The 10,165-nt window shown below is 67.1% G+C and carries 12 protein-coding genes; 7 read left to right on the top strand and 5 right to left on the bottom strand.

Annotated elements, in window-relative coordinates:
- Together VFG33_RS37195 and VFG33_RS37190 are read right to left on the bottom strand one after the other, a co-directional pair.
- The coding region (locus tag VFG33_RS37195; RefSeq protein WP_325057725.1) for an LLM class flavin-dependent oxidoreductase at positions 1-341 on the bottom strand (341 nt) is incomplete at its 3' end.
- Entirely contained in the window at positions 338-1,282 is a 945-nt protein-coding gene (locus VFG33_RS37190) for a DMT family transporter (RefSeq protein ID WP_325057724.1), read from the bottom strand. The genes VFG33_RS37190 and VFG33_RS37195, both read right to left, overlap by 4 nt.
- Positions 1,283-1,357: 75 nt before the next feature.
- Between VFG33_RS37190 and VFG33_RS37185 the strand changes: the two genes are divergently transcribed.
- The gene (locus VFG33_RS37185) at positions 1,358-1,849 is read left to right on the top strand and encodes an Lrp/AsnC family transcriptional regulator (RefSeq protein ID WP_325057723.1); all 492 of its coding nucleotides are present in this window, start codon (positions 1,358-1,360) and stop codon (positions 1,847-1,849) included.
- Here VFG33_RS37185 and VFG33_RS37180 read toward each other — a convergent pair.
- Positions 1,837-2,799 (bottom strand): glycoside hydrolase family 113 protein, encoded by a 963-nt coding sequence (locus VFG33_RS37180; protein ID WP_325057722.1) that lies wholly within the window; start codon positions 2,797-2,799, stop codon positions 1,837-1,839. The two genes, VFG33_RS37185 and VFG33_RS37180, sit on opposite strands and share 13 nt — an antisense overlap.
- A gap of 171 nt (positions 2,800-2,970) precedes the next feature.
- Between VFG33_RS37180 and VFG33_RS37175 the strand changes: the two genes are divergently transcribed.
- Positions 2,971-4,182 (top strand): pyrophosphate--fructose-6-phosphate 1-phosphotransferase, encoded by a 1,212-nt coding sequence (locus VFG33_RS37175; protein WP_325057721.1) that lies wholly within the window; start codon positions 2,971-2,973, stop codon positions 4,180-4,182.
- 55 nt (positions 4,183-4,237) lie between these two features.
- Here VFG33_RS37175 and VFG33_RS37170 read toward each other — a convergent pair whose 3' ends face one another.
- A complete protein-coding gene (locus VFG33_RS37170) occupies positions 4,238-4,678 on the bottom strand; it encodes a low molecular weight protein-tyrosine-phosphatase (RefSeq protein WP_325057720.1) in 441 nt (146 codons plus the stop codon).
- Positions 4,679-4,688: 10 nt separating this feature from the next.
- Entirely contained in the window at positions 4,689-5,075 is a 387-nt protein-coding gene (locus VFG33_RS37165; protein ID WP_325057719.1) for a phage holin family protein, read from the bottom strand.
- 138 nt (positions 5,076-5,213) lie between these two features.
- Between VFG33_RS37165 and VFG33_RS37160 the strand changes: the two genes are divergently transcribed.
- Genes VFG33_RS37160 through VFG33_RS37140 form a run of 5 tightly spaced genes read left to right on the top strand, consistent with a single transcriptional unit; the run spans position 5,214 to position 10,101 of the window.
- Positions 5,214-6,374 (top strand): DUF5005 domain-containing protein, encoded by a 1,161-nt coding sequence (locus VFG33_RS37160; RefSeq protein ID WP_325057718.1) that lies wholly within the window; start codon positions 5,214-5,216, stop codon positions 6,372-6,374.
- Positions 6,371-7,069: a FadR/GntR family transcriptional regulator gene (locus VFG33_RS37155; protein WP_325057717.1), complete on the top strand. Its 699-nt coding sequence runs from the start codon at positions 6,371-6,373 to the stop codon at positions 7,067-7,069. Before VFG33_RS37160 ends, VFG33_RS37155 begins: the two co-directional genes overlap by 4 nt.
- A 16-nt stretch (positions 7,070-7,085) precedes the next feature.
- Entirely contained in the window at positions 7,086-8,384 is a 1,299-nt protein-coding gene (locus VFG33_RS37150) for an ABC transporter substrate-binding protein (RefSeq protein WP_325057716.1), read from the top strand.
- Positions 8,381-9,271 (top strand): carbohydrate ABC transporter permease, encoded by an 891-nt coding sequence (locus tag VFG33_RS37145; RefSeq protein WP_325057715.1) that lies wholly within the window; start codon positions 8,381-8,383, stop codon positions 9,269-9,271. The genes VFG33_RS37150 and VFG33_RS37145 overlap by 4 nt, the downstream gene beginning before the upstream one ends.
- Positions 9,268-10,101, top strand: coding sequence for a carbohydrate ABC transporter permease (locus VFG33_RS37140; RefSeq protein ID WP_325057714.1), 834 nt, complete (start codon positions 9,268-9,270; stop codon positions 10,099-10,101). The genes VFG33_RS37145 and VFG33_RS37140 overlap by 4 nt, the downstream gene beginning before the upstream one ends.
- Positions 10,102-10,165 lie beyond the last annotated feature (64 nt).

Here is a 10,165-nt window from a genome sequence, read left to right as displayed (position 1 = left end):
CCGATCCCGGCGTACAGGCGGCCGTGGCTGGCGACGTCGACCGTGGCCGCCATCTTCGCGTAGAGCGCGGGGTTGCGATAACCGTTGCAGCCGACCATCTGACCGAGCTTCACCCGGCTGGTGTCGCGAGCCAATGCGGCGGTCGTCGTCCAGGCCTCGAACACCGTCTCGCGAACTGGTGATGGAACGGTGTGGAAGTGGTCGAACAGCCAGATCGAGTCCCACGGCCCCGCATCGGCCGCACGCGCAACAGCCGTCATCGCCTCCCACTGCTCGACCGGATCCTCGAGCTCGACCAGGTCCATCCGCCAACCCTGCGGCACGAAAACGCCGAACCTCATCGGGCCGCCTCTACTTCGGTACGGCGCGGCGCCCGCTCGACCGTACTCCGCTTGCGCCGGGAGATCGCAACCCCCACGAGGCAGAGCGAACCGCCCAAAATGGCAACCAGGGCAGGGGTTTCGTCGAGGAACAACCAGGCGAGACCTACGGCCACGACCGGCACCAGGTACGTCGTCGCGCCCATCCGCCCGGCGCTCGTCCGGGACAACGCGAACGCCCAGGTGGTGAAGCCGAGTGCCGTCGGGAAGGCGCCGAGGTAGATCACCCACCAGATCGTCGACGCGCTGGCCGACCCGAGTTCGTCGACCAATGCCGGCGCGAACGGCAGGCAGACGACTGTGCCGATCACGCAGGCGATCCAGGTGACCTGGGCAGCCGGAAGACGCGCGAGCAACGGCTTCTGTGAGACCACGCCGACTGCATAGGAGACGGCCGCTGCGACACACAGGACCACGCCCCAGGTTTCCGCCCGGCCGGTCGAGGTCGACGTACCGATCAGGAGGACGCCACCGAAGGCGACGAGGCTGCCGATGACCAGTTGGCGGGGGAATCCCTCGCCGAGCATCAGGCCCGCGAGCAAGGCGATCAGGAGCGGCGCGATATGGACGAGCATGGCCGCGGTGCCCGCATCGAGGCGGCGCTCGGCCTCGTTGAGGGCGAGGTTGTAGACGCCGAACCAGAGCAGTCCGCAGGCGAGCAGCGGCGGCCAGTCCCGCTTGACCGGCCACTTCTGTTTGGCCGGCTCGGCGGGTCGGGTCAGGAGGTAGGCGCCGAGGAGCACGCTGCCGACCAGGAGCCGGGCGAGGGAGAGCGGGCCGGCGGAGAGTTCGCCGCCGAGGTGGCGGATCGCCACGAACGACGAGGCCCACAGCAGCACGGTGACACCAGCGGCGGCGGTTGCCGGCAGGTTGGCCGAAGGGGCTTCCAGGGTGGTCTTCACTCCACCTACCCTAGGAAAGAAGGCGCCGGGTTCCCATGGCGAATCGACTAGCGAAGGACCGTGATGGTTTCCGGAATGGAAGCAGAAGCTGCTGATGACCTCCGGATCGAGAAGTCGCTACTGGACGAGCTGAATGTCCGGCTGCTGACTGAGCTGTCGGCGGATCCCCGGTTGCGGACGACCGAGCTGGCCCGGCGGCTCGGGGTGTCGGCACCGACGGTCCGCGAGCGGGTCGCCCGGTTGGAGGAGTCGGGGGTGATCCGTGGTTACCGGCTGGAGGTCGACCCCGCCGCCGTCGGGCTCCCGGTCGCCGCGTGGGTCAGGCTGCGGCCGGGGCCGGGGCAGATCCCGCGGATCATCGACCTGGCCGAGCGGACCCCGGAGGTGGTCGAGTGCCACCGGATCTCCGGCGAGGACTGCTTCCTGATGCGGGTCCAGGTCAGTGCGATCGCCGGCCTCGAAGATGTCCTCGACAAGTTCCTGGTCCACGGCCAGACCACCAGTTCCTTCATCGTCTCCACCCCCGTCCCACCACGCTCGGTCGCGCTGGGGTCTCAGCGGGCGTAGAGGCTCGCCACCTCACGGAAGGCCTTCTTCGGTTCCCAGTACGTCGGGTCTTCGGCGGAGATCCGGACCACGCCGAAGCCGGCCATGTCGAGATCCAGCTGAGGGTCCGTTTGATGGGGGAAGTCGGTCATCGAGAAGGTGTAGACGAAACACCCGTGCACGTCGTGCTCGGCGTACAGGGTGATCAGGTCTGCCAGGTACGCCGCCTGGGTGCCCTCGTCGCGGACGTAGCCCTCCTTGATCCGCGGCGGCGTCGCGAACCAGTTCACGATCAGGAAGGACCCGGGTCCCCGCCGGTCCGCGCCGGCGAAGGCGCCGCAGCCGAACTCGGTGATGACGACCGGCTTGCCGGACTCCTGGACCAGTCTGCTCAGCCGTTCCTCGTAGCCGCCCGGATCGTTCCCGAACCGGTACAGGTTGACCCCGACGAGATCGAAGCCGGACCAGTCGACCTGTTCCCAGTAGCCCGCGGCGTAGGTGATCGGGCCGTGGAACGACCGGCGTGCCGTCGCCAGCGCGGCACTGAGCAGCACCTTGAGCTTCCGGGTGATCCGGCGGTCGAAGAAACGCCGCCAGCGGACCAGCACCTGGACGCGGAGGAAGATCCGCGGCCCTGGAAGCATGCCCGGCGAGGTGAGGGAGAACTCGCTGCCCAGCAGCAACGTGACCCGGTCCGGGTAGCGCACGCGGAGTTCCTCGGCCGCGATCGCTGTGGTCTCGAGGTGGGCCAGCACTTCCGAGTGCGGTCGATCCTCCAGGTACGGCCGGATGTAGACATCCAGCCCGAGCTCCAGGGCGCACTCCGCTGCCGCGATCTGGTTCGGGGTGTCCGTCCCGATCAGCATCGCTGTCGTGCAGTGCAGCTCTTCCGCGATGGCTCGCAGATCGCGGCGCACAACCGTCTCGTTGTCGCCCGGAACATAGGAGATTCCCCTGATCTGCAAGCTCATGCCAGCACTGTTCCAGCTGACCACTCGCGCGTCGCCTGTTCGCCGGCAAACCGAGACCTTGGTCAGCTCCGGAAATACTTCGGTCGGCAGCTGAACCCCTACCACCGCCGGGGGTGGTCTGCATCACTACGCTGGGGGCGACTTCAGCGACCTTCGGAAGGACCCTGACCCATGGCTGCCGACAAGTCTGTCCGCAGAGTTGCCCTGCTCACCGCCGGTGGCCTCGCGCCCTGCCTGTCCTCTGCTGTCGGGGGGCTGATCGAGCGCTACACCGAGGTGGCGCCGGACGTGGAGATCATCGCCTATCTGAACGGATACCACGGACTGCTCAGCGGCCGTCACCTCGACGTCACCCCCGATGTCCGGGCCAAGGCGCACCTGCTGCACAAGTTCGGCGGCAGCCCGATCGGGAACAGCCGGGTGAAGCTGACCAACACCGCCGACCTGGTGAAGCGCGGTCTGATCGCCGACGGCCAGAACGCTCTGCAGGTGGCAGCGGAACGCCTCGTCGCGGACGGTGTCGACGTACTGCACACCATCGGCGGCGATGACACGAACACCACCGCGGCCGACCTGGCGGCGTACCTGCACGAGCACGACTACGACCTGACCGTGGTCGGCCTGCCGAAGACGATCGACAACGACGTGATCCCGATCCGGCAGAGCCTGGGTGCGTGGACCGCGGCCGAGCAGGGCGCACTGTTCGCCCGCAACATCATCGCCGAGCACAGCTCGAACCCGCGGATGCTGGTGGTCCACGAGGTGATGGGCCGCAACTGTGGTTGGTTGACCGCGGCAACGGCCCAGGCGTACCGCGCGTGGCTCCAGCAGCAGGAGTGGAACCCGGGCATCGGTCTGGACGCCGCCAGTTGGGACGTGCACGCGGTTTACGTGCCCGAGGCAACGATCAACCTGGACGCCGAGGCGGAGCGGCTGAAGGCGGTGATGGACGAGAACGACTGCGTCACCATCTTCCTGTCCGAGGGCGCCGGCGTCCCGTCGATCGTGGCTGAACTGGAGGCTCGCGGCGAGGACGTCCCGCGGGACCCGTTCGGTCACGTCAAGCTGGACACGATCAACCCGGGCGCGTGGTTCGCCAAGCAGTTCGCGGAGCGGATCGGCGCGGAGAAGACGATGGTGCAGAAGAGCGGCTACTTCAGCCGTTCGGCCGCCGCGAACCAGCGCGACCTCGAGCTGATCAAGGAGTGCACGGACTACGCCGTGGACGCGGCCCTGCGCGGCGAGAGCGGCGTGGTCGGCCACGACGAGGAACGCGGCGACGAACTCCGCGCGATCGAGTTCCCCCGGATCGCCGGCGGCAAGGAATTCGACCCCACCGTCGACTGGTTCACCACCTTGCTGACGGAAATCGGCCAGCCCTGACCACAACGTCCGAAGAACCTTGGCCTATAGCGCAAGGTTCTTCGGACGTAAGCACTTAGTGGGAGAGGCGATCCACCCAGGTGTCGGCGGCTTTCTCGATTTGGGTGAGGACCTCGTCGAAGCCGGACTCGTCACCGTAGTACGGGTCCGGCACGTCGAGCTCGGCGAAGAGCTCGACCGGTACTGCGAGGTCGCGGCCGCCGCGGCGCGACAGCGCGGACAGATGCCCTGAGTCCATCGCCAGCACGAGATCCCTCTCGCCGAACCAGTTACTGCTGAACTCCTGTGCCCGGTGCGCGCTCCCGTCGTACCCACGCCGGGCCAGTGCCGCGGCCGCGCGGGAGTCCATCGGGTCGCCGACGTGCCAGCCGCCCGTCCCCGAGCTCGTCACCACGACGTCGTCGACACCCGCCGCGGCCAGCTTCGCTCGCAGCACCACCTCGCCGATCGGGGACCGGCAGATGTTGCCCGTGCAGACGACCTCGACGTGCCTCACCGGAACGCCTTCAGTTGATCTCGGCGCGGTCCGGCAGTACGGCGTTCAGCAGCATGCCGACCACGGTGATCACCAGGGCGCCGAGCAGGGCCGCCCCGAACCCGTTGACGTGGAACTGGACGTCCAGCTTGCCGGTGATCCACGAGGTGAGCAGCAGCATCAGGGCGTTGATGACGAAGAGCAGCAAGCCCAGCGTCAGGATGATGAACGGCAGCGACAGCAGCTTGACCACCGGTTTCACCACCGCGTTCACCACTCCGAAGATCGCCGCGACGATCAGCAGGGTCAGCACCCGGCGACCGGTGGTGGAGCCTTCCAGCGTGATCCCGCCGACGATCCAGCTGGCGACCGCCAGCGCGACCGCATTGGCGAGCAGCTTGATGATCAAGTTCGTCATGTCATCGATCCTGCCACCCCCGGGGACCTCGACGGCACGTCGGCCACGCCGGACCAGGGGACAACCAGGGTCTGGACACGATAATGACCAAGTGATCTAATCATTTTTCAATCGTGAGGCGAGCACTGGAGGCATCAGGTGGCGAACAGATCACGCCGTGGCTGGCTGCTCGGCGCCGCCGTTGCGGTCTGTACTGCGACCGCCACGCCCGGGCTCTCCGCAGCGCAACCTGCTCCCGTCGACCAGCAGGAGTGCAGCGCGGTGCGGACAAACTGGTCCGTCGAGGCCAAGCCGCACGCGGCCCCAGAATCACTACTGAACACCTACAGCGACAAGGGCAAGGGCTGGACCGGCGGCGACAGCACCTACTCGGTGAAGCTATCCGGCGGCCGGACGGTCTGGGTCTTCTCCGATACGTTCCTCGGTCCGGTCAATCCCGACGGATCCCGGCCCACCACGACGCCGTTCATCAACAACTCGTTCGTGGTCCAGCGCGGTCACTCTCTGAAGACAGTCACCGGCGGCACGCGGACCAACCCGACAGCGCTGGTCCCGCCGCCGGCGAACGGCTGGTACTGGTTCGGAGCAGCCGGCACCAGCAAGGCCGGCCGGAACCTCGACATCCTCGCGGTGCAGTTCGAGCGGACCGGTCCCGGGCAGTGGGACTGGCAGTGGGTCAGCAATCACCTCGCCAGGTTCGACAGCAGGACGTTGAAGCTGAAGGAACTGGTCCCACTTCCGTCCGCCGCGAACGTTCAGTGGTCGGCCTGGCAACTCTCCGAAGGCGGCTACACCTACATCTACGGAGTCGAGGACCTCGGCGCCGCGAAGTACCAGCATGTTGCTCGCGTCCGCGGCGATGACCTCAAAGGCCGTTGGCAGTACTGGACCGGCGCCGGCTGGTCGGCGGACGAGACCGCGTCCGCACGAGTGCTCGAAGGTGTGGCCAACGAGCACAGCGTGACCCGTTGGGGTGACGGCTATCTGCTGGTCACGCACGACACCAACGAGCTGTTCAGCAAGAGGGTGCTCGGCTACTTCTCCTGCTCACCGGTCGGGCCGTGGGTGAATCCGGTCGAGCTCTACCAGACCCCCGAGACCGGCGCCGAAGGCAGCTACGGCGATGGCGACATCATCACCTACAACTCGCACGACCACCCTGACCAGCGCAGCGGCAGCACGCTGCTGGTCAGCTACAACGTCAACAGCCTCGACCCGAACACCGACCTGTACGCCGATGTGAGCATCTACCGGCCCAGGTTCCTCGGGATCACCCTCACCCCAGGAGCGAACCGATGAGCGTGTCCGGTGGCGTCGTACGGCGCAGTCTGCTCGACGATCTGGCCGCGTCGCTGCTCGCCCTGATCGCCGACCGGAAGCTGGCCGCGGGCGACCAGTTGGAGTCGGTGCGGTCGTTGGCCGAGCGGTTCAAGGTCGCGGTGCCGACCCTCCGGGAGGCGTTGCGACGGCTGGAGGCCACCGGCGCGGTCGAGCTACGGCACGGATCGGGCGTGTACGTGGGGGCCCACATCGGCAGGCTGGTCCTCGCCAACCCGCTGGCTCCGACCCCGTCCGCGGACCGCCTGGTCGAACTACTGCAGGCGCGAGCGTTGATCGAACCGCCGGTCGCGGCCCTGGCCGCCCAAGCGCGGACGGATGCCGCGCTGGAACGGATGGACAGCGACCTCGCCAAGGCCGAGGAGCTGATCGCCTCGGGCGACCACGCCCGGCTCGCCGAGGTCAACATGGACTTCCACCGGGCCCTCGCGCAGGCGTCGGGCAACGCGACGCTGGCCGAGGTGGTCGAATCCGTCACCGTCGTCAACGTCCGCGAACAACTCGAGATCCTCCGCATCCACGGCGATCGCCAAACGGATCTCGACGAGCATCGCGCGATCCTCGAAGCAGTCCGTGCCGCCGACGCCGCGCTGGCCGAACGGCTCACCCGCGAACACCTGGGCGGCGTTCTCGCCGTCATCAACGAACGCACCTGACCCGAGAGGACGCACCATGGCCCGGAGCTCGTCGTCCACCCGTCGTACCGCGCAAGCGGTCACCGCACTCGCGATGGCCGGTGCGCTGCTGCTGTCCGCCTGTGGTGGGGACGGTGGATCCGGCCCAGCGGCCAAGGGCGAGGACAAGCCCACCGACTCGCTGAAGTTCTACAACGACAAGGGTGGCTGGAAGGAAGCGTTCGTCCAGGTCGGCGCCGCGGCCAAGAAGGACGCGGGCGTCGGAATGGAACCGGTCGGCTACTCCGACTCCAACGCCTACACCGCGTTCATCCGGTCGTCGTTCCGGACCAAGGAGAAGCCGGACCTGTTCACCTGGCACACCGGCAAGGAGCTGGAGGACCTGGTCGACCAGGGCCTGGTCGCGGACACCACCGAGCAGTGGACCAAGGCAGTTGCCGACGGCAATATTCCGGAGGCGCTGAAGCAGTACTTCACCTTCGGGGACAAGCAGTACTGCGTCCCGCTGCTGGCCGGCTACTGGGTGATGTACTACAACAAGGCGGTCTTCGCGAAGGCCGGTGTCACCCCGCCGAAGACCTGGCCCGAGCTGATCGCCGCCGCCGACAAGCTGAAGGCGGCCGGGGTCAAGCCGTTCTACCAGACCAACATCCTGTTCAGCTTCGTCTGGTTCGAGACCCTGCTCGCCGGCAAGTACCCGGACCTGTACGACGAGCTCGCGCAGGGCAAGGCGAAGTACACCGATCCCGGTGTGGTCGAAGTGATGAACGACTGGAAGAAGATGATCGAGGCCGGCTACTTCAGCGACCCGGGCGCCAAGACCGAGCCCCAGGCTCAGCTGAAGAACGGCGACGTGGCGATGATCAACTTCGGCACCTGGTTCAGCGGCAACCTGAACACGCTGAAGATGAAGCCCGGCACCGACTACGACTTCTTCATCATCCCCAACGTCGACCCGAACCTGCCGAAGACCTCGATGGTCTTCGAGACCGGCCCGGTCTGCTCGGCGGCCGCGGGCTCGCACAGCTCCACGGTGGACAAGTGGACCGAGTGGTGGGTCAGCCCGCAGGCACAGACCGCCTGGGCCAACGCCCGTGGCGACCTGTCGTTCAACCCGAAGGCCGAGGTGAAGGATCCCGCCCTGGCCGCGCTGAACAAGGATGTCGGCGGCGACGGCTACCGGCTGATCAACCGCTGGTTCGAGGCCACACCGGTCCCGATCGCGAACAAGGCGCTGGATGTGTTCGGCGCGTTCGTCACCAAGCCGGGTGATCCGATGCCCGGTCTTCAGAAGATCCAGGCCGAGGCGGACGCCTACTGGGCCAAGCAGAAGTGAGTCGGAGCACGCAGAGGTCGGCCCGGACTGGTGGACGGGCCGCCCCGCTGTTCGGACTTCCGGCCGCGGCTGTGGTCGCGCTCCTGCTGTACCTGCCGTTCCTCTGGACCACGTACATCAGTTTCACCGATTACAACGGCCTCGGTACGCCGGTCTGGTCGGGGCTGACCAACTACAAGGCGATGTTCAGTGACCCGGACCTGGTGGGGGCGCTGACGAACACGCTGTTGTGGGTGATCGGGATGGTGACGTTGCCGGTGGCGCTCGGCCTGCTGATCGCAGTACTGACCTATGGCCATCGGTGGGGGACCTGGCTGCGGCTGCCGTTCCTCCTGCCGTACGCGATCTCCGGTGTGGCGGTGGGCGTGATCTGGGGCTTCGTGCTGCAGCCCGACGGCGCACTCGGTCAGGCACTGGGCTTCTTCGGCCTGCCCGGAGCGCACACTGGCTGGCTGCAGGACGGACCGACGAACACGTTGATGATGGTCGTCGCCACCACATGGCAGGCGGGCGGCGTCAATGCACTGCTGTTCGTGATCGGGCTGCAGTCGATCCCGGCCGAACCGCTGGAGGCCGCACGGCTCGACGGTGCCGAGGGCTGGAAGCTGTTCCTGCACCAGCTCTGGCCGCAGCTCCGGCCGATCACCACGGTCGTGGTCGGGCTGTCCATCGTCGGCAGCCTGAAGACCTTCGACGTGGTGTGGGTGATGACCCAGGGCGGTCCGGGAACTTCGTCGGAGACCCTCGCGCTGTCCATGTACAAGGAGACCTTCGTGCTCAACGACTACGGCCAGGGCGCGGCGATCGCGCTGTTCCTCAGCCTGGTCACGTTCGCGGCGTCGGTGTTGTACCTGCGCTACCAGCTCGCAGACAGTACGAGCCGATGAGCGCGATTCGCGGGTCTTCCGGTCCGGTCCGCACGGCCGCGCTCGTAGTACTGGGGCTGATCTGGCTGGCGCCCGTCTACCTGCTGATCGTCAACGCTGCCAAGCCGGTCGACCAGTACGACGCTGCTGCGGTCTGGAAGCCGACCGGCGCCTTCTCGTTGTTCGGGAACTTCGCCGACGCGTGGGACAAGGCCGCATTGGGCAGCACTCTGGTCGCCACCACTCTCTACAGCGTCGTCGCACCGGTGCTCGCCGTACTGATCGGAGCGGCGGCCGGCTATGCGATCGTGGCGCTGCGGCTCAAGCATGGGTTCGCCTGGTTCGTGTTCATCTTCGGCGGGACGATCTTTCCCTTGCAGATGGTGCTGATGCCGTTGTTCACCGGGTACGCCGACTCGGGGCTGTACGACACCCGGACCGGGATGATCATCGTCTACACCGCGATCAGTGTGCCGTTCTCGGCGTTCGTGATGCGCAACTTCTTCACCGGGATCGCCCGGAGTGTGTTCGAGGCGGCGGTCGTCGACGGCGGGAGCCTGTTCCGGATCTTCCGCAGCATCTATCTGCCGATGGCGGGCAGCGCGCTGGCGGCGATCTTCATCCTGCAGGCGACCTTCGTCTGGAACGACCTGCTGCTCGGACTGACACTGAGTCAGTCCGACTCGGTCCGGCCGATCATGCCGGCCCTCACCGGCCTGCAGAGCACGTACGGCGGGGCCGCGCTGCCGACCGTCCTTGCCGGTGGACTCCTGGTATCGCTGCCTACAGTCGTGCTGTTCCTCGCCGCCCAACGCTTCTTCTCCCGAGGCCTGGCCCTCGGCCAGCTCTGAACATCTCGAAGGGAACGCGACATGCCGCAAGAAGCACCGGTACTCCGAGCGCGCGGGCGAACCG

It is taken from the genome of Kribbella sp., from assembly GCF_035687465.1.
Lineage (GTDB): Bacteria > Actinomycetota > Actinomycetes > Propionibacteriales > Kribbellaceae > Kribbella.
Note: the sequence above shows the minus strand (reverse complement) of the source record. Positions and strands in the feature narration are given on the sequence as shown.

What these genes read in the sequence shown, in the direction of transcription:
- VFG33_RS37165 (WP_325057719.1), bottom strand. Translation starts at nt 5,075, where the DNA reads ATGACGAACTTGATCATCAAGCTGCTCGCCAATGCGGTCGCGCTGGCG.
- VFG33_RS37140 (WP_325057714.1), top strand. Translation starts at nt 9,268, where the DNA reads ATGAGCGCGATTCGCGGGTCTTCCGGTCCGGTCCGCACGGCCGCGCTC.
- VFG33_RS37150 (WP_325057716.1), top strand. Translation starts at nt 7,086, where the DNA reads ATGGCCCGGAGCTCGTCGTCCACCCGTCGTACCGCGCAAGCGGTCACC.
- VFG33_RS37185 (WP_325057723.1), top strand. Translation starts at nt 1,358, where the DNA reads ATGGAAGCAGAAGCTGCTGATGACCTCCGGATCGAGAAGTCGCTACTG.
- VFG33_RS37155 (WP_325057717.1), top strand. Translation starts at nt 6,371, where the DNA reads ATGAGCGTGTCCGGTGGCGTCGTACGGCGCAGTCTGCTCGACGATCTG.
- VFG33_RS37180 (WP_325057722.1), bottom strand. Translation starts at nt 2,799, where the DNA reads ATGAGCTTGCAGATCAGGGGAATCTCCTATGTTCCGGGCGACAACGAG.
- VFG33_RS37175 (WP_325057721.1), top strand. Translation starts at nt 2,971, where the DNA reads ATGGCTGCCGACAAGTCTGTCCGCAGAGTTGCCCTGCTCACCGCCGGT.